This window comes from Devosia sp. MDV22-iso42 (assembly GCF_058629155.1).
In genome coordinates this window covers 215,025-238,621 of record NZ_JBZVWR010000007.1, presented here as the reverse complement: position 1 = coordinate 238,621, position 23,597 = coordinate 215,025, and the positions used below count along the sequence as shown (strand labels likewise).

The window sequence follows — 23,597 nt, the reverse complement described above, 5'->3', positions numbered from 1 at the left end:
GGGGAGGAATTCGGGCGGTGGGTCTGGCACCATCCCGCCTAAACCCCGATCCGCTCCTCCCCCTTCAGGGGGAGGTTGGGTGGGGGTATTGGGGCGCTACCCCACTTCGCTCAGCAGCTTGCTCGCTGCCGCGCGCGCTTCATCCGTGACCTGGGCGCCGGCCAGCATGCGGGCCACTTCTTCCTGGCGGGCGGCGCTGTCGAGCGGCTTGACATGCGTGCGCATGAAGGCGCCCTCCTTGACCATCTGCTTTTCGATCAGCAGGTGGCGCTGAGCGCGGGCGGCAACCTGCGGCGCATGGGTGACGGCCAGCACCTGTACCTTGCCGGCCAGCCGCGCCAGGCGCCGGCCAATGGCATCGGCCACCGCGCCACCCACGCCGGTATCGATTTCGTCAAAGATCAGCACGGGGGCCGAGCCGCGATCGGCCAGCACCACCTTGAGCGCCAAGAGGAAACGGCTGAGCTCGCCGCCTGAGGCGACCTTGAGCAGCGGGCCGGCCGCCGTGCCCGGATTGGTCTGCACGTGAAAGGCGATCTGGTCATAGCCGGACGCCGCAAGACGCGCCGTATCGACCTGGTGATCGACGATGAATTTGGCCGAACCGAGCTTGAGCTCGGGCAGTTCGGCGCCCACGGCCTTGCCCAAGGCCTTGGCCGCCTTGGCGCGGCCGGCGCTCAGCGCCTCGGCCAGCTTGCGATAGGCGCCCAGCGCCTGGGCCTCGGCCGCTTCGAGCGCAACCAGACGGGTCTCGCCGCTCTGCAGCGTCTCGAGGTCGGCGGCATATTTGGCCAGCACCGCGCTCAATTCATCGCAGCTGGTCTGATGCTTGCGGGCCATGGCGCGCAGGGCGAACAGCCGCTCCTCCACGCTTTCCAGTTCGGCCGGATCATAGGCCATGTCGCGCTTGAGCGCTTCGAGCGTGTCGCTGGTATGATCCAGGCTGACCAGCGCGGCGTCGATGCTGTCGACAATGGGCTGGAACAATGTCGAGCCGCCATCCACCTTGCGCATCAGCCGCCGCATCAGGCTGGCCAGAGCTGGCGCCGGCGCCGCCGGGCCATTGAGCATTTCGTCGATCTCGCCGACATCGGAGGCCGAGCGCTCCACCTGCTGCAGATGCGTGCGCCGGGCCGCCAGTTCGTCCTCTTCGCCCGGCTGCGGCTTGAGCTTGCCCAGTTCCTCGACCGTGTGGCGGGCATAGTCCTCGGCGGCCAGCGCGGCAGCCACCTGCGCCTTCTGTGCGGCCACAGCCTCCTGCGCGTCGCTCAGCGCCGCCCAGGCATCGCGCAGCCGCACGACCAGGCCCTCGAGCTCGCCAAAGGCGTCCAGCGCCGCACGATGGGTGGCGCCATCGACCAGAGCGCGGTCGTCATGCTGGCCGTGGATTTCCACGATCTGGCTGCCGACGCGCGCCAGCAGCGCCGCCGATACCGGCTGGTCATTGATGAAGGCGCGGGTGCGGCCATCGGCAAACTGCACGCGGCGCAGGATGATGTCTTCGTCGTCGGGAATGGCATTGTCGCGCAAGGCGGCACGGGCCGGATGGTCGGCGGCCAGCTGCAGCACGGCGACCACCTGTCCGCTCTCCTGGCCGCTGCGCACCAGCGAGGCGTCGCCCCTGCCCCCCAAAGCCAGGGTCAGCGCATCGAGCAGAATGGATTTGCCGGCACCGGTCTCGCCGGTGAGAACGGTCATGCCGCCATCGAGCGCCAGGTCGAGCTGGTCGATCAGGACGATGTTGCGAACCGAGAGCGCGTTCAGCATGCGCGGTGTCATCCCAGATTGCGGGCGGGCACGCAGCCAGCCCATTCATCGCGCAGGTTATCATCCCGGCGGCGGTCCTGCGAAAGCCTCAATGCCGCTTTCACACAGGAACGGGTCGGTGCCAGCGGCCCCGACTCTGCCGTGGTTCGCCGCCCTGCACAAACGAACCGGGGCGCATCATAGCGCCCCGGAACAAACTAGCAACAAAATCTTGTAGCGCCTAGTTGCGCAGGCCGGCCAGCCAGCTGCCATTGTTGACGACGGGCGCCAGCCCCTGCTTGCCCAGCAGCGCGAAAGCCTGCTTGTACCAGCTGCTATTGGGATAGTTATGGCCCAGCACGGCGGCGGCGGTCATGGCCTCATTGGTCAGGCCCAGCGTCAGATAGCCCTCGGTCAGCCGGTACAGCGCCTCCTCGACATGGGTCGAGGTCTGCCAGGTTTCCACCACGACGCGGAAGCGGTTGATGGCGGCCGTGGTCTGGCCATTGCCCAGATAGTAGCGGCCCACCGACATTTCCTTGCCGGCCAGCTGGTCAAAGGCAACAAGCAGCTTTTCCCTGGCGTCCTCGGCATATTCGGACTTGGGATAGTTCGAGATCAGCAACTGATACGTCTCGATGGCATCCACCGACAGCTGCTGGTCGCGCGTGATGTCCTTGATCTGGGCAAAATAGGAATTTGCCTTGAGATACATGACATAGGGCGCGTCCTTGCCATTGGGATAGATCGCCAGATAGCGGTCGGCGGCAAGGATCGCCTCATCGAGCTCATTGGCGCGATAATTGGCGAAGACCTGCATCAGCTTGGATTTTTCCACGATCGGATCGCGCGGATGCTGGCGGTCGAGCTTCTGCAGCGACTCGATGGCCGACTTGAAATACTGCCGGTCGATATCGTCGAGCGCCTGCTGGTAGAGCGTTGCCGACGGAATGATCGGCTCGTCCTTGACCTTGCTGGGTCCGAACAGCGAGCAACCGGCCAGTACCGCGGCAACCAGGGCGATCGTCAGGAACCGGGCGGCCCGGCTGGTGTAGGCACCAAAAACATCAACTGTCACGAACTGCCCCGTCTTTCATACGAAAACCGCATAGGCTGCGGCCTAATCAGCAAATAGATCAAAACTGTGGCGCGCGCCATGCTGGCCGGAACGGCTAGCGCACCGAGCGCAGGTAGTGATTGACCGACAAACCCGCCGGCTGCTCGTCGAAAGCCTGGTATTCGAGCGGCAGATCCTCGGCGTTGACGATCTCGTAATTGGCTTCGCTGGAGAACAGCCCCGCCAGCACATGCGCGTTGAGCGCGTGCCCGCCCTTGTAGGAACGGAAGCGCCCCCAGATGGGCAGGCCACCCAGGGATAGGTCGCCAATGGCGTCGAGCAGCTTGTGGCGGACGAACTCGTCCTCGTAGCGCAGCCCGCCCGGATTGAGGATGCGGTCGTCCTGCACGGTGATGGAATTGTCGAGACTCGATCCCAGTGCATAGCCGGCCTGGCGCAGGATCTTGGCATCGCGGGCAAAGCCGAAGGTGCGGGCGCGCGACACGTCGTCGTAATAGCGGCGCGGCGTCCAGTCGAAGATCATGCGCTGGCGGCCGATGACCTTGCTGTCGAAGTCGATTTCGAGATCGAGCGAGCGGCCATTATAGGGCTCGAGCGCGGCAAAGGCGTCATTGTTGCGCACCGTCACGGCGCGCATGATCTTGAGCAGCTTGCGCTGGCCGGGCTGGATTTCCATGCCGACGCGCAGGATCGCATCGGCGAAAGGCCGCGCGCTGCCGTCCAGGATCGGACATTCGCTGCCCTCGATGGTGATCAGCGCATTGTCGACGCCCATGCCGCTGAGGGCCGAGGTCACATGTTCGATGGTGGCGATGCTGATGCTGTCGCCCAGATCGAGCGTGGTGCACAGGGTCGTGCGGCTGACGCGGGAAAAATGCACATGCACGGGCACCGTGGTGATCCCGCTCTCAAGCTTCCGGCAGATCAGGTAACCGCTATCGACCGGCGCGGGGCTGATGGTCAGATTGACGGGAAGACCGCTATGCACGCCATAGCCAGAAAAGTCGATCGCAGCCGCGAGGGTCCGCTGGCGCGTGCTCAGTTTTTGCATACTCGAAATACTCCGACCCCATGCCCGGTTCGCCCAAAGCCTGTACTAGCCAAAAAAAACCCGGTGCGGAAGCCGCACCGAGCAATGTTTGCGCAGACCAACCTGCTTGACTAACCGTGCTTGCGCAGGAAGGCGGGAATTTCGAGGCTTTCCTTCTGCGGTGCGGCGCCGTTCTGGCGGCCGTGCCCATCAAGCGTGCCATGGGCACCCTCGGTCGGCGCGGCAACCCGCGAAGTCCTTGCGCCGCCTGCCTCAATGGCGCTGCGGGCAGCGGCATCATCGGCAGCGGAGAAACTGGGAGCTTCCTTCTCGGCCGGCTGTGGCTGGCCCAGATTGAGCCCCACATTGGAGGCCAGACGCTTGAACAAAGCACGCGCATTGCGCGGCTCGGCATCGACACGATCCGCCGGTTCCTGTGTCCGCCGTGCAACAACTGGCAGCTCTTCGGTACGCGGCATGCGGCGCTGGCCCTCGGGGCGAACGGCATGGGACGGCACATAGGCGCTCGGCACGGGTGAGTCGTCACCCATCATCGGCTCGTCATCGTCCTGCGGTGCAGGCGCGGCGGCGGGGATATAGGGCTCGACCATCACGCCATCATCGTCGGCAAGCGACGACGCAGCATGGGGGCGGGCGGCGCCAAGGGCGAAGGCCTCGGCCACGGCGGCCTCGACCTGGTGTTCAATATGCGCATGGCTTTCGGCCGGTGCGGCAACCGGAGCGGGCGAGCTCACGGCAGCGCGCTCGATCGAGGCGCGGCTGGGTTCAACCGGCACATGGCGGCGCACTTCAAGCGGCGTGCGCGAGGCATGCGGCTTGGCTGGCTCGAGGGCCTGCACCATGGTGGCATCGGTACCGGTGGCCACCACCGACACGCGCAGCGTACCCGTCAGGCTCGGATCATAGGTGGCGCCCAGGATGATATTGCAATCCACGTCGACTTCTTCGCGGATGCGGCTGGCCGCTTCATCGACTTCATAGAGGGTCAGGTCGGGGCCGCCGGTGATCGAGATCAGCAGGCCGCGGGCGCCGTGCATCGACACATCGTCGAGCAGCGGATTGGCAATGGCGGCTTCGGCAGCGTGGCGGGCACGATCTTCGCCCGAGGCTTCGCCGGTGCCCATCATCGCCTTGCCCATGCCGCGCATCACGGCGCGCACGTCGGCGAAGTCGAGGTTGATGAGGCCTTCCTTGACCATCAGATCGGTAATGCAGGCGACGCCGGAGAACAGGACCTGGTCGGCCATCGCGAAAGCGTCGGCAAAGGTGGTCTTCTCGTTGGCAACCCGGAACAGGTTCTGGTTGGGAATGACAATCAGCGTATCGACATGGCGATGCAACTCGTCAATGCCGTCTTCAGCCAGACGGGCCCGGCGATTGCCTTCGAAGTTGAACGGCTTGGTGACGACGCCAACGGTCAGGATGCCCTGCTCGCGCGCCGCACGGGCCACGACGGGGGCTGCACCGGTACCGGTACCGCCACCCATGCCGGCGGTGATGAAAACCATGTGCGAACCGCTGAGGTGATCATTGATCTCGTCCCAGCTCTCTTCGGCCGCCGCACGGCCCACTTCGGGGTGCGAACCGGCGCCCAGACCTTCGGTAATGCCGACGCCCAGCTGGATGATGCGGGGCGCCTTGGACAGCGACAGGGCCTGCGCATCGGTATTGGCGACGACGAAATCCACGCCATCAAGACCGGATTCGATCATGTTGTTGACGGCGTTGCCGCCGGCACCACCACATCCGAAGACGGTGATGCGGGGCTTCAACTCCTGGATATCCGGGATGGTGAGGTTGATGGTCATGAAGGGCCTCATAGTGGCGGTGTTGGTAAAGATTTACCCTCCCAAACGTTAACCGGCCCCTAACAATTGTCTCACCAGTGTTAACGTGATCGCAAAATGCGACTCCGATTGGTTACCAATTGAGCCCGCATTAACCATACCGCCCCGCCGTCGCCCCCGGCGCGTCGAAACGCCGCCGGGTTGACCGTCGAGTCAGCAGCCTTGTGCCGGCACATCGCCTGGCACCAGCCCGGAGAGTGACCATGACCAAGATCATGCCGTGCCTGTGGTTTGACAACCGCATCGACGATGCCATTGATTTCTATACCGCGACCTTCAAGGAGGCGCGCATCCTCTCGCGCGTACGCCAGGACGCGCAGACCCCCTCCGCCCTCGCCCAGATCGAACTGGCCGGCCACCGCTTCATGCTGCTCAATGGCGGTCCGCGCTTCACCTTTACTGAGGCCGTCAGCTTCGTCATCGACTGCGCCGACCAGGCCGAAGTCGACTATTTCTGGGATGCCTTCGTTAACGGCGGCGGCGCCGAGAGCCAGTGCGGCTGGTGCAAGGACCGCTTCGGCCTGAGCTGGCAAGTCGTGCCGCGCGCGCTCTATGACACCGTCGCCGGAAGCGACCCGGAAGGCGCCAGGCGCGCCACCGAGGCCATGTTCAAGATGAAAAAGCTGATCGTCGCCGACCTGCAACGGGCCTATGCTGGCAATTAGCGCGGGCGACGGCTAAAACTGGGGCAGGTTTCCTGCCCTCGAGTCTGCCATGCTGCACGCCTTTCTCGCCGTCTGGATCGGCGTTGCCCTCGCCCAGGCCTCGCCGGGGCCCAATATGATGGCCGTGGCCAGCGTCGCCCTGGGCCAGGGGCGGCGGGCGGCCCTGCTGGCGGTGCTGGGCATTGGCTGCGGCACCCTGGTCTGGGCTGCGGCCGTCTCTTTCGGGCTGGGCACGCTGTTCGCGGCCTATCCGCAACTGCTCACCGTGCTCAAATTTGCCGGCGGGCTCTACCTGCTGCTGGTCGCCTGGCGGGCGCTGCGGGCCATTGCCGCGGGCAATGCGCTGAACGTGGCCACCAGCAAGGCGCCACTAACCGACGCCCAGGCCTGGCGGCGCGGTTTCGTGGTGGTGATGACCAATCCCAAGGCCGCCCTGATGTGGTCAGCCGTGGCCACCTTCCTGTTCGGGGCCGGGCTGGAAAAGTGGCAGGTATTGGCCTTCGGCCCGCTGGTGGCCTTTTCGGCCACGGCCATCTATGGCGCCTACGGCCTGCTGTTCTCGACGGCCATCGCCCTGCGCACCTATGACCGGTTCTGGCGCGTCATCGAGGCCGCCTTCGGCCTGGCCTTCGGCGCCCTCGGCGCCACCCTGCTGCTCTGGGGCCTGCGCGACCTGCGCAGCTAGAAGCTCGACCGCAGCCAGTTGCCGACGCGGGCGAGATAGCCGTCGCTGCCGATCAGCTTGTGGCTGCCGCGCGGCGCGGCATATTCCTTGGCGCAGACCTGCGGATAGATCAGCATGCCCGCCACCGTGGCAAAGGCGGCGCCCTTGGCCATTTCGGGCAGGCCGGCAATGCCCATCGGCCTTCCCATGCGCACATTGCGCGCCAGGGTGCGGCGGGCCACTTCGGTCAGGCCGGTCATTTCGCTGGCGCCGCCGGTCAGCACGAAGCGCCGGCCGCAGACATCCATCATGCCGGTGGCCTGCATGCGGTCGCGGATGGCGCTGAGGATTTCCTCGATGCGCGGCCGCATGATGCGGGTCAGCACCGAACGGGCCACCTGTCCGGGCGCCTCATCATGGCTGGCGCCCACCGGCTGGATCGGGATCATATCGCGCTCGTCGGCCTGGCCGGGCAGCACCGAGCCATAGAAGGTCTTGAGCCGTTCGGCATCCACGACGCTGACCGAAAGCTGGCGGGCAATGTCGAGCGTCAGGTGATGGCCGCCGATGGCAATGGCATCGGCATAGACCAGGTGCCCTTCGTTGAACACCGAGACGGTGGTGGTGGCGCCGCCAAAATCGATGCAGGCGACGCCCAGCTTGGATTCATCGTCGACCAGGGTAGCCAGACCCGAAGCATAGGGCGTGGCGATCAGCGCCTCGATCTGCAAATGGCAGCGATGCAGCACCAGTTCGAGATTGCGCATGGCCAGGGTTTCCGAACTGACCACGGCGACGTCGACGCCCAGCTTGTCGCCCACCATGCCCTTGGGGTCGCGGATGCCCTTCTGGCCGTCAATCGCGTAACCGATCGGCAACGCATGGATGATCGAGCGTTCCGGCCGCACCGAGCGTTCGTTGACCGCCCGCAGCACGCGGCGGATATCGGCCTCCTCGACCTCCTGCCCGTCCAGCGATACCGCGGCGGAAAAGGTTTCCGAGCCCAGCCGGCCCGCCGTGACATTGACGATGACCGATTCAAGGGTGAGGCCCGCCGAGCGTTCGGCCATGCCCACCACCGCGCGGATGGTCTGCTCGGCCTTTTCGATATCGGTGACCACGCCGCTCTTGACCCCGGCCGAGGGGCCATAGCCGAAGCCGATCACCTGCGCCTGGTGCGTACGGCCCTTGAGGGCCTTGCCCTCGGGGCGCGGCATCAGCCGGGCGATGACGCAGCAGATCTTGGTCGAGCCGATGTCGAGCACCGCCACAAGCGAAGTCTTGCCGGGTTGCACGGGGCGCAGCCGGGAGGTCATGGCATCGGTCATCATTGGGCGGGAATCGGTTGGCTGAGGGTTTCGGAGGGCAGGTTGCGCGGGGGCAGCGGATAGGGGTCGGGCGACAGCGCCCGCAGGGCAATGGCGGCCTGCCGCTCTTCTTCGTCCTTGGCGAGGTCCGCTTCGGACTTGGTCGGGCGCACCGCCACCAGGCCGGCCACGCGCAGGTCGATGACGGTAAGGTCGCGGTCGAGCAGCTGATAGTCTGCCTGATAGGTTTCCAGGTGCCGCAGCGCGCCGGCCACGCCCAGCTCCGGCATCTGCACGCGCAGGCCGGTGTCATAGATCATGTCCCAGCGGCGGTCGGCGATGCGCGACAAAGCCACCAACCCGTCCTTGAGCGAAGGAAACTGGTCGAGCGCCCGGATCATCACCAGCGCATCGTCATTGGCGCCATCGCCGATCACCAGCGGCAGGTCACCATAGGCGCCCTTGTCCTCGCCGATCTGCTCGCCGCTGGCATCGACCACGAAGGTGATGCCGTCGATCCGCCAGCGCGCCACCGGCGTCTTTTCGACAATGGTGACGGTGACGTCGCCGGGGAAACTCTTGCGCACGCTGACGCCGGCGACCGAGGGCAGCGCGGCGATGCGCTGGCGCGCCGCCTCGACGTCAAAGCTCACCGTGGAGGTATGCGGTTCGACGCCCAGCGCGTCAAAGATCGCCTGTTCGCTGGTCAGGGCCTGACCGGTAATGGCGATCTCACCAATGGCCAGGCCCGCATCGGCAAAATGGCCCTGGGCGGCCTCGACCAGAGCAAGCGCGCCGCCGGCAATCGGTTCGCGCAGCTGATAGAGCGTGGTGACGCCGGCCAGCAGCCCGGCGATCAGCAGGCCGCGCTTGATCAGGGTGCGGTGCAGCACCCAGGCACGGCCGACATTGTTGGCAAGCTTGCGGTGGGGAGAGCGGACAGGAACGGGCAAGGCGCGGGGACTGACAATCCGCGCACCAGCGAGAAAGGCCTCGCTTTTTACCTGTTGCAACTCGCATCCTCCACCATCCAGGCGACCAGTTCTTCAAACGAGTGTCCGGCATGCAGGGCCTGCTCGGGCACCAGGGATGTCTGCGTCATACCCGGCTGGGTATTGATCTCCAGGCACACCAGTTCGCCGTCCTCGCCTGCCGCCTCGTTGTAGCGGAAGTCGCAGCGCGTCACGCCGCGGCAACCGATCGCGGCATGGGCGGCAAGGCTCAACTTTTGCACCTTGTCGTAAACTTTCGGTTTCAGCTGCGCCGGAATAATGTGCGTTGATCCGCCTTTGGCGTATTTGGCTTCATAATTGTAGAAGCCCTGCGCGATGATGATCTCGGTCACCCCCAGCGCTACGTCGCCCATCACCGAGCAGGTCAGCTCGCGCCCCGGAATATAGCGCTCTACCATCAGTTCCTCGCCCGAATTCCAGTCTTCGCGCAGGATTTCCTGCGGTGGATGGCTGGTATCTGACTTGACGATGAAGACGCCAAAGCTCGAGCCGTCGGCAATCGGCTTGATCACATAGGGCGGCGGCATGACATGGGAACGGCCCGCTTCGCCGCGGGACACGATGACGTGATCGGTGACCGGGACGCCGGCCGCCCTCATCACGATCTTGGCCTGGTGCTTGTCCATGGCCAAGGCCGAGGCCAGCACGCCCGAATGCGTATAGGGAATGGCCAGCAGCTCGAGCACGCCCTGCATCATGCCGCTTTCGCCAAACGGACCATGCAGCGCATTGAACGCCACGTCGGGCTTGAGCGCGGTCAGCACCTGGGCGATGTCGCGGCCGACATCGACCTCGGTGACCGTGTAGCCGGCCCGGCGCAGCGCCGCCGCGCATTCCGCTCCAGAGCTCAGCGAGACCGGACGCTCATTGGACCAGCCGCCCATCAGGACGGCAACGTGCTTGCTCATGGGGTCGTCCGATCTGTATTGGCCAAGAAAGAACCCCCACCCTTGATCCCTCCCCACAGGGGGGAGGGAGACGATGGAGCCGCAGACTCAGGCGCTTGTGGCAATCCCCGAGCAGGCTTCCCTCCCCCTCGTGGGGAGGGAGTGAGGGTGGGGGTCGCGATGTCCGAAACCATCACACCGCCCCCGTAAACACGGCGCCGTCGAGGAATTCGCGCACTTCCTGGCCCGGCAGGAAATGGCCCATGCGGCGGATTTCCCACTTGAGGTCGATGCCGGCATGCGCGCGCACCTTGGCGCGCACCGTTTCGCCCAGCGTCTCGATATCGTGAGCCGTGGCATTGTCGACATTGAGCAGGAAATTAGCGTGCAATTCGCTCATCTGCGCGCCGCCAACCATGAGCCCCCTGCCCCCGGCCGCGTCGATCAGCTTCCAGCTTGAATGCCCGTCCGGGTTCTTGAAGGTCGAGCCGCCGGTCCTGGCCTTGGTGGGCTGGCTGGCCTCGCGCTTTTCGGTGATCTCGCGCATGCGGCTGAGGATCTCCTCGCGCTCGCCGCCAAAGCCCTGATAGACCGCCGAGACGAACACCGCCCCGCGCGGTCCGTTGGACTTGCGGTAGTGGTAGTCCATGTCGGCATTGGTCAGGGTAATGATCTCGCCCTGACGCGTCACCGCGCGCAATTCCACCATGCGGTCGCGCGTCTCGGTCCCGTAGCAGCCAGCATTCATGTACAGCGCGCCGCCAATGCCGCCGGGAATGCCGCGATAAAAGGTCAGCCCGTCAATGCCCGCCTCGGCCGCCGCCGTCGCCACCTTGACGTCGGGCAGGCTGGTACCGACCCGGATCTTGTGATCGTCGAGGATCTCGACCTGGCCGAAGGCCTTGCCCGAGAGCCGGATGACCACGCCATCGAGCCCACCATCGCGAATGAGCAGGTTGCTGCCCAGCCCGATCACGGTGACGCGGATCTCGGCCGGCAGGTTTTTCAGGAACAGCGCCAGGTCGGCTTCGTCGGCCGGCATGAAGAACAGCTGCGCCGGGCCGCCGACGCGGAACCAGGTGACCTCGCTCAGCAGCTGGTTGGGGACCAGCCGGCCGCGAATGTCGCCAATCCAGTCCTGGAACTGCGGCAGAAGATCGGGATAGCTCACGCGACGTCCTCACCCAGCAAGGCGCCCAGCTCAGCCGGCAGGGCGGCGGCCCATTGGGTAATATTGCCCGCGCCCAGGCAGACGACATAGTCGCCATCGGCGGCCCGGCTGGCCAGCAGCGGCGCCAGCGCCTCGGGGCGGTCGATCACCCGCGCGTCGCGATGGCCGCGCGCCAGGATGGCGCTGACCAGTTCCTCATGGGTAATGCCTGCGATTGGCTGCTCGCCCGCCGCATAGACTGGCGCCACGATGACCGTATCGGCATCGTTGAAGCAGGCCGAGAAATCGTCGAACAGGTCGCGCAGGCGCGTATAGCGATGCGGTTGCACCACGGCGATCACGTCGCGCTTGGTGGACTCGCGCGCGGCCTTGAGGGCTGCCGTGATTTCCACCGGATGGTGGCCATAGTCGTCGATGATGGTGATGCCGCCGACGACACCGGTGCGGGTGAAGCGACGCTTGACGCCGGTAAAGCCCTTGAGCCCCTTGCGGATCGCCTCGGCCGGCACATGCAACTGGTCGGCCACGGCAATCGCCGCCGTGGCATTGAGCGCATTGTGCACGCCGGGCATAGGCAATTGCAGCCCGTCGATGCGCAGCTGGGTCATGCGGATGCGGTCGCGGATCTCGACGGCAAAGTGACTGACGCCGTCAATGGTTTCGAGGTCCACCAGGCGCACATCGGCCTGCGGGTTCTGCCCATAGGTGATGACGCGGCGATCCTTGATCTCGCCCACCAGTGCCTGCACTTCGGGGTGATCCAGGCACATCACGGCAAAGCCGTAGAAGGGCACGTTCTCGACGAACTGGTGGAAGGCCTTCTTGACCCCCTCGAAGTCGCCATAGTGGTCGAGATGTTCGGGGTCGATATTGGTGACAACAGCCACGTCGGCGGGCAGCTTGACGAAGGTGCCGTCGCTCTCGTCGGCCTCCACCACCATCCATTCGCCGCCGCCCAGCCGTGCATTGGTGCCATAGGCATTGATGATGCCGCCATTGATGACGGTGGGGTCCAGATTGCCGGCATCGAGCAGGGTCGCCACCAGCGTCGTCGTCGTGGTCTTGCCATGCGTGCCGCCAATGGCGATGGCAGTCTTGAAGCGCATGATTTCCGCCAGCATTTCGGCCCGGCGCACGATCGGCAGCTGGCGCGCCCTTGCGGCGACCAGTTCGGGATTGTCCTTCTTGATCGCCGAGGACACCACGACCACTTCGGCCGCGCCCAGATTGTCGCCGCTCTGGCCGATCTCGACCTTGATGCCCATGTCGCGCAACCGCTGCACATTGGGGTTCACCGCCGCGTCCGAGCCCTGCACGGTATAGCCCTGGTTATGCAGGATTTCGGCAATGCCGCTCATGCCGATGCCGCCGATGCCGATGAAGTGGACGGGGCCGATATTGCGGGGCATTTTCATCGCGCGTGTTCCAATATGTACTTGCCCGAAAGCATCTCGGCGAGGTCCGCCAGCTTCTCGACGGCGCGCGGCTGGCCCAGGGAACGGGCGGCGGCCGCAGCGGCGCTGAGTTTTGCCGGGTCCGAGCCCTGCACGGTATAGCCCTGGTTATGCAGGATTTCGGCAATGCCGCTCATGCCGATGCCGCCGATGCCGATGAAGTGGACGGGGCCGATATTGCGGGGCATTTTCATCGCGCGTGTTCCAATATGTACTTGCCCGAAAGCATCTCGGCGAGGTCCGCCAGCTTCTCGACGGCGCGCGGCTGGCCCAGGGAACGGGCGGCGGCCGCAGCGGCGCTGAGTTTTGCCGGCTCCGATAACAGCTGCGTGAGCGCAGTGCCAAGCGATTGCGGCGACAGCGTGGCCTGCTCGAGCACCCAGCCAGCCCCGGCCGTGGCCATGACCTGGGCATTGTGCTTCTGATCGGCGTCGATGGCGCCGGGCAGCGGCACGAGGATGGCCGGCCGCCCCAGCACGGTCAGCTCGGCAATGGTGGAGGCGCCCGAGCGCCCGATCACCAGATGGCTGCGGGCAATACGCTCGGGCAGGTCGGCAAAGAAGGTCGCCAGCTCGACATTGATGCGGGCCTGCCGGTAGACTTCGGCCACCCGGTCGAGATCGTCGGCGCGGCATTGCTGCACCACCTGCAGCCGGCGCAGCAGCGGTTCGGCCAGCCCGGCAAGGGCGGCCGGCACGATGTCGGAAATCGCCTTGGCGCCCTGGCTGCCGCCGAAGACGACGAGGCGGATCGGGCTGTCGGCATCGAGCGCCGGATAGGGCTCGCCCGCCACCGCCCGCACCCGGTCGCGCACCGGATTGCCGGTCAGCACCTGCTCGAGGGCCCGGCCATCGGCAAATTTGGTGCGGGCAAAGCTCAGCGCCAGCATGTCGGCAAAGCGCACCAGCGCCCGGTTGGCCCGGCCCATTACCGCATTCTGCTCATGCAGGATGCCCGGAATGCCCAGCAGGCTTGCCGCAATGAAGGGGGGAAAGGTCGGATAGCCGCCAAAGCCCACCACGCAATCGGGCCGGCTCTTGCCAAGCCGGCGCCAGGCCACGGCAATGCCGCGCAGGATGGTCAGCCCGCCGGTGACGAATTTGAGCGGATTGCGCAAGGAGGGCGTCGCCGAGGGAATGATATGGACGGCTTCCGCCGGAAAATCGCCGCCATAGGCGTCGACCCGGTGATCGGTCATCAGCTCGACCACGTGGCCGCGCCGCTGCAATTCCTGCGCCAGGGCCATGGCCGGGAAGAGATGTCCCCCCGTGCCGCCGGCCATCAACATGAAGCGCTTCATTCGGCGGGCGCCAGCGGTGCTACGGCGCTCCTGAAACTGGGCAGGCCGGTGGTCATGCGTTCCTCGGGCTTGATACGGGTAAAGGCCAGCATCAGCCCCATGCCGAAGGCCACGGCGATCATCGAGGTACCGCCATAGCTGACAAAGGGGAGCGTCATGCCCTTGGGCGGTATCAGGTTCAAGTTCACCGCCAGGTTGATGCCGGACTGCATGGCAAACTGGATCGCCAATGTGGAGGCAGCAAGGCGGGCGAACAGGCTCGACTGCCGCTGCGCCGCCAGCATGGCGCGAATGACGATGAAGGCGATCAGGCTGACCAGCACCATGCAGAACAGGATGCCGAACTCGCCGGCCGCGGCCGAGAAGACATAGTCGGCATGGGCATCCGGGATCAGCTTCTTGGCGATCGATTCACCCGGGCCGCGGCCGAACCAGCCGCCCTCGAGCAGCGACTGCAGCGCCCGGTCGATCTGGTAGGTATTGCCGCCGCCTTCGGGGTTGAGGAAGGTATCGATGCGGCGAGAAAAGTGCGGGAAGAACATATAGGCGCCAAACAGCAGCGCCCCGGCCCCACCGGCCAGGCCAAAGATGACGAACCAGGAAATCCCGCTCAGGAACAGCAGTACCGCCCAGGTGCCCAGTATCAGTGCCGTCTGGCCGATATCGGGCTGCAGCAGCAGGCCGGCGACAATGGCGATCATGATCGCCGTGGCCAGCAGCTTGCCCGGCACATTGCGCCGGATCATCGATTCCGAGAACAGCCAGGCGCTGAGCACGGCAAAGGCCGGCTTGACGAATTCGGAGGGCTGGATCGATTGCCCGCCAAAGGATATCCAGCGCCGCGCACCCTTGACCTCGGTGCCAAAGCGCAGCGTCGCCCACAGCAGCACGAGACTCACCACCAGCGTTACCAGTGCGGCAATGCGCGCCTGGCGATGGTTGAGCAGCGAGGTGACCAGCATCACCGGCAGCGCCAGCGCGCAGAACATGGCGTGGCGGATGACGAAATACCATTCGGAGAGGCCAATGCGCTCGGCCACCGGCGGGCTGGCGGCAAAGCTGAGCACCATGCCGCAGGTCAGCAGCAGCACCAACGCCCCCAGCAGTTCCCGGTCGATCGACCACCACCACTCCGCCATTGGCGTCTTTTCGGCACGGGAGAACATCATGGGACAGCCAGACTACTCGGTACAAACTGTCTCAAATTGTAGCCGGTCGATGGTTACCGATTTGCCAACCGGACTTGCGTTTTGCAAAACGTGAACGAAAAAGCGCGCGAACCAATGGGTCCGCGCGCCGTGAAGTTGCAGGCCGGATGGCTTACGGCAGAATGGCGATATCGCTGATCATGCCGTCCACGCCCTCGATGGCGCCCAGCGCGGTGGCCGCGCCGGTCTGCAGGTCCACCGTGTGCAACGCATTGTCGATGACGAGATAGGCGGTATTGGTCAGGTCTTCGGTGGCGGCGATATCGAAAGCATAGCTTGCGCCTTCGACGCCCAGCTTGCCGATGGCGGCCAGCGTGCCGTCATTGGGCGCGGTCTGCTGGATCAGCGCGGCAATGGTGGCGTCGATGTCATACATCGCCGTGGCCTCGGGCTTGCCGATCGAGTTGATATAGGCCGCCGCGACAATGGCCGGGGTCTCGCCTTCATGCATGTCACCGGCTTCATAGGCCAGCGAGCCATCGACCGTGACCATGCCGTCATCAACATTGACGCGGTGATTGGTGCCGTCCGTGGCCATCAGGCGCAGGCGGTCGGCCATCGGGTTGAAGTCGACAATGGCGCCATCAAAGCTGGGCAGCATTTCCGACAGGGTCGACTTGACCGTGGCCGCGCCGCTGGCGGTATCAATGGTGACGATCTCGCCGGCCAGCGACACGCCATAAAGCATCTGGTCGGCCGGGCGCACATCAATGCCGGCCAGGCCCTCGACGCCGGTCACATCCATCGTGCCGCTGACGGCCAGGGTCTCGGTGTCGAACATGACGAGGGTGGTGCCGCCGACAAGGCCAATGGCGGGAGCAGCATGGGCGGCGGTGGCAAGGGTGGCAGTGCCGAGCAGCAGGGCAGCGCGCAGAGTCAGGCGGGCGGTAGCGGTCACGTGTAGTCTCCTCGTAGAGGCCACTTATGATTGTGGCGGGATGGCTGTGGACGAAGGCTATCGTCCTGTGCAGCTACGGGAGACAGTGGAGAGAGTTTCGCCGGTAAAGACCGGCGGGAACACGAGGGCGTGATCCCGGCCGGCGTCGCAACAGCGGTTTAGCGCAGCTTGAGCGTGCTGAGGCCGATCAGTGCCAGCACGAAGCTGATGATCCAGAAGCGGATCACCACCTGGCTCTCGGTCCAGCCCAGATGCTCGAAATGGTGGTGGATCGGCGCCATGCGGAACACGCGCTTGCCGGTGAGCTTGAACGACGCCACCTGCACGATCACCGAGACCGTCTCCAGCACGAAGAGGCCGCCGATGATGGCCAGCACGATTTCGTGCTTGGTGGCCACGGCAATGGTGCCCAGCGCGCCGCCCAGAGCCAGCGAGCCGGTATCGCCCATGAAGATCTGCGCTGGCGGCGCGTTGAACCACAAGAACCCGAGGCCCGCCCCGATCAGTGCGCCGCATACCACCGCCAGTTCGCCGGTGCCGGGCACATAGTTGAGCAGCAGGTAGTCGGAGAAATTGACGCTACCCACCAGATAGGCGATGAGCGCGAAACAGGCCGCCGCCACCATGACCGGTACGATGGCCAGCCCGTCCAGCCCATCGGTGAGGTTGACCGAATTGCCGGCCGCAACGACGACAAAGCCGCCGAACAGCATGTAGAAATAGCCCATATTGAAGGCCAGATCCTTGACGAAGGGGAACAGCAGCGCATTGCTGTAGATGCCAGAATTGAGCTGGGAGATGGCGAAGGCGGCGATGGTGGCGATCAGCGCCTCGATCAGCAGGCGCTGGCGGCCGCCAAAGCCCTTGTGGCTCATGCGCTTGACCTTGAGATAGTCGTCGTAAAAGCCGATGGCGCCAAAGCCCAGCGTCACGAACAGCACGACCCAGACATAGCCATTGCTCAGATTGGCCCAGAGCAGCGTCGAAATCACCGCGCCCGACAGGATCATCAGCCCGCCCATGGTGGGCGTGCCCTTCTTGGTCAGCAGGTGCCCGGCCGGGCCGTCTTCGCGGATCGGCTGACCGGTGCCCTGCTTGAGGCGCAGCATGGCGATCATGCCCGGACCGAACATGAACACGAAGAACATCGCCGTGATCACCGCGCCGGCGGTGCGGAAGGTGATGTAGCGGAAGACGTTGAAGGCCGTGAGAGCGTCACCCAACTGGCCGAGAAAATACAACATGAAAGGCAGGGTCCTGGTTGGCTGGGGTCAGGTTCTTGCGAACTGCTTGGCGATTTGCGCGACGATACTCGACAGCCCCACGCCGTTGGACCCTTTGACCATAATAGCGTCACCATAGGCAAGGTCATTGCGCAGGATCGGGGCCATCTCGGCGGCGGTTTGCGTATGGGCGATGACCCTTTCGCGCCCCAGGGCAGCGGCCAGCGCCGCCATGGCCGGGCCCACCAGATAGAGCCGCTCGGCCCCCGATTCCAGCACCGCGTCGCGCAGACTGGCATGCAGTTCTGCCGATTGCGGCCCCAGTTCGAGCATGTCGCCCAGCACCACCACCTTGCGGCCGTCCGGCGCGCTCTGGGCGGCAAACACCTCAAGCGCCGCGCGCATCGAGGCGGTATTGGCATTGTAGCTTTCGTCGATCAGCAGCAGCGGTTTTTCGGCCGGGCCGAGCAGGCTGCGCTGCCCCCTGCCCGCCTGCAGCCCGAAGCCGGCCAGCGCCCGCAGCGCCACCGCCATCTCGACCCCGGCCAGCTGCGCCACGGCCAAAGCCGCCGTCGCATTGGCCACCATGTGGCGGCCGGGCACGTTGAGCACCAAAGCATGGCGTTCGCCATTGTGTTCGATGGTGGCAAAGCTCTTGTCGGCGGCGGTCTGAATCTCGAGAATCTGCCAGTCGACGCCGCGCGCCTCGCCATAGGTCACGATATTGCCGATGCCATCGGCCCGCGCCTGCTCCAGCAGCACGCCCAGTTGCGGATGATCGCCATTGAGCACGGCCGTGCCGCCTGGCTCGATGCCGGCAAAGATCTCCGCCTTGGCCCGGGCAATGCCCTCGAGCGAGCCGAAGGCTTCCAGATGCGCCGCGGCCACCGTGGTGATGACGGCAATATGCGGCCGCACCAGCTGCGCCAGTGGCCGGATTTCGTCGGGCCCGCTCATACCCATTTCGAACACGCCGAACTGCGCGCTGGCCGGCATGCGCGCCAGCATCAGCGGCACGCCCCAGTGATTGTTGAAACTCTTGATCGAGGCATGCGTCTCGGCGGCGGCCTCGAACACCGTGCGGATCGCCTCCTTGGTGGTGGTCTTGCCCACGCTGCCGGTGACGCCGACGATCAGTGCCCGGCTGCGCGCGCGTGCCGCCCGCGCCAGGTCGCGCAGGCCCTCTAGCGCATCATCAACCACGATGCGCTGCGGACCGTCGCCCCGGCTGACCAGCGCCGCGACGGCGCCATTGTCCAATGCCTGGGCGACGAAATCATGCCCGTCAAAGCGATCACCCTGGATGGCGACGAACAGCGCGTCCGGCCCCAGCTCGCGTGAATCGATGGAGATCGAGCCGATCGTTGTCCCGGCCAGTCCTTCCGCCCGGCCTTGCGTGGCGGCCAGAACCTCGTCGACCGTGAACAGTACCGGCATTATTTCCCCTTGATTGCCTCGGCCACGACCTCATGGTCGGAGAAGTGGTGCTTGGTAGTCCCGATGATCTGGTAATCCTCGTGGCCCTTGCCGGCGATCAGCAGCACATCACCCTTCTGCAGCGATTTGATGGCGGTGGTGATCGCCTCGCGGCGATCGCCGATTTCCCTAGCGCCCTTGGCTTCGGCCATGATCGCCGCCCGGATCGCTGCCGGATCTTCGGTGCGCGGATTGTCATCGGTGATGATGACGTCGTCGGCCATGCGCGCCGCCACTTCGCCCATCATCGGCCGCTTGCCGGTATCGCGGTCGCCGCCGGCGCCGAACACCACGCGCAGCTTGGCCTTGGCATAGGGCCGCAGCGCCGCCAGCGCCGATTCCAGCGCCACCGGCTTGTGCGAATAATCCACGAAGATCGCCGCGCCATTGTGCTCGGCCACCAGTTCGAGCCGGCCCTTGGCGCCGACCAGTTCGCTCAGCGCCGGGAAGGCATCGGACTTGTCGACCCCGGTCGACATGGCCAGAGCCGCCGCGACAATGGCATTGGAGACCTGGAACTCGCCGGTCAGCGGCAGGTGGAAACTCAGCTTCTCGCCGACATGGCGCACTTCGACGCGCTGGCCATAGCCCTCAGGCTTGATCGAGAGCACCTCGATATAGGCGCCTTCGCGGCCCACGGTCAGCAGCGTCGCCCCCGCGCCCAGCGCGGCAAACATGAAGGGCTCATATTCCGGATCGTCGACATTGACCACGGCCGGACCGCTATCGACCAGCAGGTCGGTGAACAGCCGCAGCTTGGCATTGCGGTATTCGTCCATGTCCGCGTGATAGTCGAGATGATCGCGGCTGAGATTGGTGAAGGCCACGGCCTCGAAATGCATGCCGTCGAGCCGGCGCTGGTCCAGCCCGTGGCTGGAGGCCTCGATGGCGACGTGGTCGATGCCCTGCGCCTTGAGCGCCCGCATCGACTGGTGCAGCGTGCGTGAATCCGGCGTGGTATGGCTGCCCACGATCAGCCGGCTCGCCGTTTCTACGCCCAGCGTGCCGATGCTGGCGCCGGGCACCCCTGCATAGGTCCATATCTGGCGCACGAAGGAGGCAACCGAGGTCTTGCCATTGGTGCCGGTGACCGCCACCGTGATTTCCGGCTGCGGTTCATAGACACGCGCCGCGGCGCGGGCATAGGCGGCCCGCACATCCTTGACGATGATGACCGGCACGCCGGGATCGCCCGTCGGCGCTATATCGCTGATTACCGCCAGCGCGCCGCGCCTGACCGCCTCGTCGACGAACTGGTTGCCATGCACCTTGGCGCCGGGCAGCGCAAAGAAGATGTCCCCCGGCTCGATGCGCCGGCTGTCCGAGTTGAGGCCAAAGACCGCACCCAGGCCCTTTTTGGGTCTGGCGCCGGAGCCTTCGAGCAGTTGCGTTACGCTTAATGACACGGGGACAAACCCTTCTGGATCGATCTATCGGATAACGGACGGAACGAGGTTCTCATCGAGCACCTCGGCAAAATCAGGGGCAATGCCCAGCATCGGGGCAACACGCTGCACGATACGGCCGGTTACCGTGCCGGCATTCCAGCCGGCAGTGGTGCCCGATTGTGCATTTTCGGCCTTGGGCTCGTCCACCATGATGATCATCGCATAGCGCGGGTTATCAAGAGGAAAAGCAGAGCCGAAGAAATTAGTCACCTTGCTGGACGAGTAGCGGCCGTCGACCACCTTCTCGGCGGTGCCGGTCTTGCCGCCGACCCGATAGCCCAAGGCTTCCTTGTTCATCTGCGAGCCCGAGCCTTCGAGCGCATTGAGCCGCATCAGATAGCGGATCTCCGCACTGGTCTCGGCCCGGATCACCGGCCGGTACAGCGCTTGCGCCTCGGCCAGGTCGCGCTTGTAGAGCGTGGGAGCAATGTAATTGCCGCCATTCACGAAGGCCGCATAGGCCGTCACCATGTGCAGCGGCGATACCGACAGGCCATGGCCGAACGAGGCCGTCGCGGCGCCGACTTCCGACAGGTCCTTGGGCACGGTGGGCAGCCGCATTTCGGGCAGCTCGAACGGCACGCGGCTGTCAAAGCCCATGCGGGTCAGGAAGGCGCGGAAATTGTCCTTGCCCATGGCCTGCATGACCCGGATCGTGCCGATATTGGAGGAATATTTGTAGACCTCCGGCAGGTCCAGGATCCGGTGCTTGCCGTGGAAGTCATCGATGGTGAAGCGGCCGAAGCGGATGCCGAAGCGCGCATCGAACTGGTCGCTGATCTTGACCGCGCCGCTGTCGAGCGCCCCGGCCATGGTCACCGTCTTGAAGATCGAGCCCGGCTCGAAAATGCCGGCGGTGATGCGGTTGAAGCTGTCCTTGACCAGCGCCGACGCCGGCACATTGGGATCGAAATCGGGCACCGAGGAAAGCGCGATGACCTCCCCGGTCATCACGTCAACCATCACCCCGGCCGCCGCGATGGCAGAATAGCGGGTCATGGCGTCCAGCAACTGCTCGTGCATCACATGCTGCACGCGCATGTCGACGCTCAGCTCGACCGGCGCCAGCGCATTGCCGCGCGCCAGGCCCAAATCCTGCAGCAGGGCGACATTCTCGCCATCCATGTGCCGCTCGATGCCGGCAATGCCCTGGTTGTCGATATTGGTCGAGCCCAGGATATGCGAAGCCTCGCTCATGCCCGGATAAAAGCGCTTGGACTCGGTGATGAAATCAATCCCGGGAATGCCCAGCCGCATCACCCGCTCTTCGATGTTCGGGCTGAGTTCGCGCTGCACCCAGACAAAGCCCTGATCGCCGGTCAGCCGATCGCGCAGCCAGGTTTCGCTGAGGTCTGGCAGCACCGTACGCAGCTTGCGCACCGCTTCCTCGACGTCGATGATCCGCCGCGGCTCGGCAAATAGCGACGGCACGCGGATATCGACCGCCATTTCCAGCCCGTTGCGATCCAGGATCGGCGGCCGCGTCGCCGTGATCAGGTCGCGCGCCTGGCCTTCAATGGTGGAATCGGTGACCACCAGGCCCAGCTGCACGAGGCGCGCGCCGACCAGGCCAAAACCCAGCACCAGCGCCAGGATCATCCAGCGGATGCGGGCCTGGGTCAGGTTGCCGCGCACCTTGCGGGCGCCATCCAGGGCAATGGTGGGTGCATGGCCGTCGGCAGCGATCGCCATCAGTAAATGCCCTCCAGTTCGAGAATGGCATCGATTGGATCGACACCGGCCTCCAGCGCGGTGAACAGGGAATCCATGGCGGCGCTATTGGGTTTGGCCTGCCGCATCGGCAGATCGGCAAACGCCCCGAACTGCTCCTGGCGCACCGGCGCAATGTCCAGCGCCAGCGCATGCCGCTTGACGATCGGATCGATATGGCCCGGCTGACTCAGCACCGCCTCGTCGGCCTTGAGCAGCGACAGCTCGCCCTCCTGGCCGTCGATCTGGGCAATCAGTGCAGTGCGCTCGCTGGCGGTGTTCTCGATGGCAAATTTGATCGCATAGACGCCCGACAGCATCAGCACGCTGGTAAAGATCAGGATGATGTTGAGATTGCGGATCATGCCTGCCGCACCTGCGGCACGCTGAGACCTTCAAGGCTGACCGGTCTTGCCGCCTCGGCCGAGCGCGTCGCGGCGCGCAAAATGGCCGAGCGGGCCCGCGGATTGCGGCCCAGTTCCGCTTCGCCGGCCTTGCGCGCCTTGCCGACCTCGATCCAGCGCCGGGCCTCGCCCACCACCTGCGGCAGGTGGCGCGACTGCGCCGGCCCGCCCTTGTCGGGGTCGAGGAAGCGCTTGACGATGCGGTCTTCCAGCGAATGAAAGCTCACCACCACCAGTCGCCCGCCCTCGCCCAGCAGCCGCTCGGCAGCAAACAGTGCCTCGACCAGCTGCTCGAACTCGGCATTGACGGCGATGCGCAGCGCCTGGAACGAGCGCGTTGCCGGATGCGCGTCGCCCGGCTTGCGGCCAATGGCCTTCTCGATGATCTTTGCCAGCGCCAGCGTGCTCTCGATTGGCGCCGTCTCGCGCGCCGCGGTGATGAACTGGGCAATGCGGCGCGACTTGCGCTCTTCGCCAAAGGCATAGAGCAGGTTGGCCAATTGCTCGGTTTCGAGCCCATTGACCAGGTCGGCGGCGCTCTCGCCGGTGCCGCTCATGCGCATGTCGAGCGGTCCGTCGCGCATGAAGGAAAAGCCGCGCTCGGCTTGGTCGAGCTGCATCGACGAGACGCCGATATCGAGCACCACGCCGTCGATCGGGCCATGCGCGGCAGCCAGGCTGTCGAGTTGGGAAAAGGTGCCGGGCACGAAGGTGAAGCGGCTGCCGAATTCGGCATGCAGCGCATCGGCAAAGGGCGCTACGCTGGGGTCGCGATCGATGGCAATGACGCTGGCCCCGGCCTCGAGCAGCGCGCGCGAATAGCCGCCGGCGCCGAAAGTCCCGTCGACGATGCGCTTGCCGGCCAGCGGTTCAAAGGCAGCCAGCACCTCGTCCAGCAGGACGGGGCGATGCGGGCCGCTCTGGTCACCGGTTTCGGGCATGGAACGCTTGCCCATAAAATCACTACTCCGCGTGCCGGCGGGACCTGCCGGTTCGACAACTTCCCCGCACCTTGCCCCATGACGCTTAAGATTCTGTTTCCCATGT

The 23,597-nt window shown here is 65.3% G+C and carries 20 protein-coding genes and 1 pseudogene; 2 read left to right on the top strand and 19 right to left on the bottom strand.

Going from position 1 to position 23,597, the window contains the following annotated elements; translation table 11 throughout:
• Positions 1–96: 96 nt before the first annotated feature.
• The 4 genes from recN to ftsZ all read right to left on the bottom strand — a co-directional run bounded on the left by recN (position 97) and on the right by ftsZ (position 5,683).
• A complete protein-coding gene (gene recN, locus AC4NN3_RS08630) occupies positions 97–1,767 on the bottom strand; it encodes a DNA repair protein RecN (RefSeq protein ID WP_491926693.1) in 1,671 nt (556 codons plus the stop codon).
• Positions 1,768–1,987: 220 nt separating this feature from the next.
• Positions 1,988–2,824, bottom strand: coding sequence for an outer membrane protein assembly factor BamD (locus AC4NN3_RS08625; RefSeq protein WP_491926692.1), 837 nt, complete (start codon positions 2,822–2,824; stop codon positions 1,988–1,990).
• A 94-nt stretch (positions 2,825–2,918) separates the two neighbouring features.
• Positions 2,919–3,875, bottom strand: a complete 957-nt coding sequence (gene lpxC, locus AC4NN3_RS08620) for a UDP-3-O-acyl-N-acetylglucosamine deacetylase (protein WP_491926691.1) — start codon at positions 3,873–3,875, stop codon at positions 2,919–2,921.
• Positions 3,876–3,985: 110 nt separating this feature from the next.
• Complete coding sequence (gene ftsZ, locus AC4NN3_RS08615; protein ID WP_491926690.1) at positions 3,986–5,683, bottom strand: cell division protein FtsZ; 1,698 nt, start codon at positions 5,681–5,683, stop codon at positions 3,986–3,988.
• Between the two features lie 242 nt (positions 5,684–5,925).
• On the opposite strand from ftsZ, the gene AC4NN3_RS08610 reads away from it, so the two are divergent.
• Together AC4NN3_RS08610 and AC4NN3_RS08605 are read left to right on the top strand one after the other, a co-directional pair.
• A complete protein-coding gene (locus tag AC4NN3_RS08610; protein WP_491926689.1) occupies positions 5,926–6,387 on the top strand; it encodes a VOC family protein in 462 nt (153 codons plus the stop codon).
• 49 nt (positions 6,388–6,436) lie between these two features.
• Positions 6,437–7,072 (top strand): LysE family translocator, encoded by a 636-nt coding sequence (locus AC4NN3_RS08605; RefSeq protein ID WP_491926688.1) that lies wholly within the window; start codon positions 6,437–6,439, stop codon positions 7,070–7,072.
• Here the strand turns inward: AC4NN3_RS08605 and ftsA are convergent.
• The 15 genes and pseudogenes from ftsA to rsmH all read right to left on the bottom strand — a co-directional run bounded on the left by ftsA (position 7,069) and on the right by rsmH (position 23,506).
• A complete protein-coding gene (ftsA, locus tag AC4NN3_RS08600; RefSeq protein ID WP_491926687.1) occupies positions 7,069–8,382 on the bottom strand; it encodes a cell division protein FtsA in 1,314 nt (437 codons plus the stop codon). The two genes, AC4NN3_RS08605 and ftsA, sit on opposite strands and share 4 nt — an antisense overlap.
• On the bottom strand, positions 8,379–9,371 hold the full coding sequence (locus AC4NN3_RS08595; RefSeq protein WP_491926686.1) for a cell division protein FtsQ/DivIB: 993 nt from the start codon (positions 9,369–9,371) through the stop codon (positions 8,379–8,381). The genes ftsA and AC4NN3_RS08595 overlap by 4 nt, the downstream gene beginning before the upstream one ends.
• Positions 9,359–10,279, bottom strand: a complete 921-nt coding sequence (locus AC4NN3_RS08590; RefSeq protein ID WP_491926685.1) for a D-alanine--D-alanine ligase — start codon at positions 10,277–10,279, stop codon at positions 9,359–9,361. The genes AC4NN3_RS08595 and AC4NN3_RS08590 overlap by 13 nt, the downstream gene beginning before the upstream one ends.
• 172 nt (positions 10,280–10,451) lie before the next feature.
• A complete protein-coding gene (gene murB, locus AC4NN3_RS08585) occupies positions 10,452–11,429 on the bottom strand; it encodes a UDP-N-acetylmuramate dehydrogenase (protein WP_491926684.1) in 978 nt (325 codons plus the stop codon).
• Entirely contained in the window at positions 11,426–12,844 is a 1,419-nt protein-coding gene (gene murC / locus AC4NN3_RS08580) for a UDP-N-acetylmuramate--L-alanine ligase (protein WP_491926683.1), read from the bottom strand. The genes murB and murC overlap by 4 nt, the downstream gene beginning before the upstream one ends.
• 113 nt (positions 12,845–12,957) lie before the next feature.
• A pseudogene (locus AC4NN3_RS08575) lies at positions 12,958–13,077 on the bottom strand (Mur ligase domain-containing protein); the annotation flags it as partial.
• Entirely contained in the window at positions 13,074–14,183 is a 1,110-nt protein-coding gene (gene murG / locus AC4NN3_RS08570) for an undecaprenyldiphospho-muramoylpentapeptide beta-N-acetylglucosaminyltransferase (RefSeq protein WP_491926682.1), read from the bottom strand. The pseudogene AC4NN3_RS08575 and the gene murG, both read right to left, overlap by 4 nt.
• Positions 14,180–15,349: a peptidoglycan glycosyltransferase FtsW gene (locus AC4NN3_RS08565; RefSeq protein ID WP_491926917.1), complete on the bottom strand. Its 1,170-nt coding sequence runs from the start codon at positions 15,347–15,349 to the stop codon at positions 14,180–14,182. The genes murG and AC4NN3_RS08565 overlap by 4 nt, the downstream gene beginning before the upstream one ends.
• 154 nt (positions 15,350–15,503) lie before the next feature.
• Complete coding sequence (locus AC4NN3_RS08560; protein WP_491926681.1) at positions 15,504–16,289, bottom strand: DUF4394 domain-containing protein; 786 nt, start codon at positions 16,287–16,289, stop codon at positions 15,504–15,506.
• A 158-nt stretch (positions 16,290–16,447) separates the two neighbouring features.
• Entirely contained in the window at positions 16,448–17,533 is a 1,086-nt protein-coding gene (gene mraY, locus AC4NN3_RS08555; protein WP_491926680.1) for a phospho-N-acetylmuramoyl-pentapeptide-transferase, read from the bottom strand.
• A 27-nt stretch (positions 17,534–17,560) separates the two neighbouring features.
• Complete coding sequence (locus AC4NN3_RS08550) at positions 17,561–18,949, bottom strand: UDP-N-acetylmuramoyl-tripeptide--D-alanyl-D-alanine ligase (RefSeq protein WP_491926679.1); 1,389 nt, start codon at positions 18,947–18,949, stop codon at positions 17,561–17,563.
• Positions 18,949–20,394 carry a UDP-N-acetylmuramoyl-L-alanyl-D-glutamate--2,6-diaminopimelate ligase gene (locus tag AC4NN3_RS08545; protein WP_491926678.1) on the bottom strand — a complete coding sequence of 482 codons (1,446 nt, stop codon included), beginning with the start codon at positions 20,392–20,394 and terminating at the stop codon, positions 18,949–18,951. The genes AC4NN3_RS08550 and AC4NN3_RS08545 overlap by 1 nt, the downstream gene beginning before the upstream one ends.
• 24 nt (positions 20,395–20,418) lie before the next feature.
• Positions 20,419–22,128 (bottom strand): peptidoglycan D,D-transpeptidase FtsI family protein, encoded by a 1,710-nt coding sequence (locus AC4NN3_RS08540; protein ID WP_491926677.1) that lies wholly within the window; start codon positions 22,126–22,128, stop codon positions 20,419–20,421.
• Positions 22,128–22,511 carry a cell division protein FtsL gene (gene ftsL, locus AC4NN3_RS08535; RefSeq protein WP_491926676.1) on the bottom strand — a complete coding sequence of 128 codons (384 nt, stop codon included), beginning with the start codon at positions 22,509–22,511 and terminating at the stop codon, positions 22,128–22,130. The genes AC4NN3_RS08540 and ftsL overlap by 1 nt, the downstream gene beginning before the upstream one ends.
• Positions 22,508–23,506 (bottom strand): 16S rRNA (cytosine(1402)-N(4))-methyltransferase RsmH, encoded by a 999-nt coding sequence (gene rsmH / locus AC4NN3_RS08530; RefSeq protein WP_491926675.1) that lies wholly within the window; start codon positions 23,504–23,506, stop codon positions 22,508–22,510. Before rsmH ends, ftsL begins: the two co-directional genes overlap by 4 nt.
• Positions 23,507–23,597: the final 91 nt, after the last annotated feature.

Excerpts from the sequence above, each read along its gene's own strand:
- recN (WP_491926693.1), bottom strand. The coding sequence starts at position 1,767 with ATGCTGAACGCGCTCTCGGTTCGCAACATCGTCCTGATCGACCAGCTC.
- lpxC (WP_491926691.1), bottom strand. The coding sequence starts at position 3,875 with ATGCAAAAACTGAGCACGCGCCAGCGGACCCTCGCGGCTGCGATCGAC.
- ftsZ (WP_491926690.1), bottom strand. The coding sequence starts at position 5,683 with ATGACCATCAACCTCACCATCCCGGATATCCAGGAGTTGAAGCCCCGC.
- AC4NN3_RS08610 (WP_491926689.1), top strand. The coding sequence starts at position 5,926 with ATGACCAAGATCATGCCGTGCCTGTGGTTTGACAACCGCATCGACGAT.
- AC4NN3_RS08605 (WP_491926688.1), top strand. The coding sequence starts at position 6,437 with ATGCTGCACGCCTTTCTCGCCGTCTGGATCGGCGTTGCCCTCGCCCAG.
- ftsA (WP_491926687.1), bottom strand. The coding sequence starts at position 8,382 with ATGATGACCGATGCCATGACCTCCCGGCTGCGCCCCGTGCAACCCGGC.
- AC4NN3_RS08590 (WP_491926685.1), bottom strand. The coding sequence starts at position 10,279 with ATGAGCAAGCACGTTGCCGTCCTGATGGGCGGCTGGTCCAATGAGCGT.
- murC (WP_491926683.1), bottom strand. The coding sequence starts at position 12,844 with ATGAAAATGCCCCGCAATATCGGCCCCGTCCACTTCATCGGCATCGGC.
- murG (WP_491926682.1), bottom strand. The coding sequence starts at position 14,183 with ATGAAGCGCTTCATGTTGATGGCCGGCGGCACGGGGGGACATCTCTTC.
- AC4NN3_RS08565 (WP_491926917.1), bottom strand. The coding sequence starts at position 15,349 with ATGTTCTCCCGTGCCGAAAAGACGCCAATGGCGGAGTGGTGGTGGTCG.
- mraY (WP_491926680.1), bottom strand. The coding sequence starts at position 17,533 with ATGTTGTATTTTCTCGGCCAGTTGGGTGACGCTCTCACGGCCTTCAAC.
- AC4NN3_RS08550 (WP_491926679.1), bottom strand. The coding sequence starts at position 18,949 with ATGCCGGTACTGTTCACGGTCGACGAGGTTCTGGCCGCCACGCAAGGC.
- AC4NN3_RS08540 (WP_491926677.1), bottom strand. The coding sequence starts at position 22,128 with ATGGCGATCGCTGCCGACGGCCATGCACCCACCATTGCCCTGGATGGC.
- ftsL (WP_491926676.1), bottom strand. The coding sequence starts at position 22,511 with ATGATCCGCAATCTCAACATCATCCTGATCTTTACCAGCGTGCTGATG.
- rsmH (WP_491926675.1), bottom strand. The coding sequence starts at position 23,506 with ATGGGCAAGCGTTCCATGCCCGAAACCGGTGACCAGAGCGGCCCGCAT.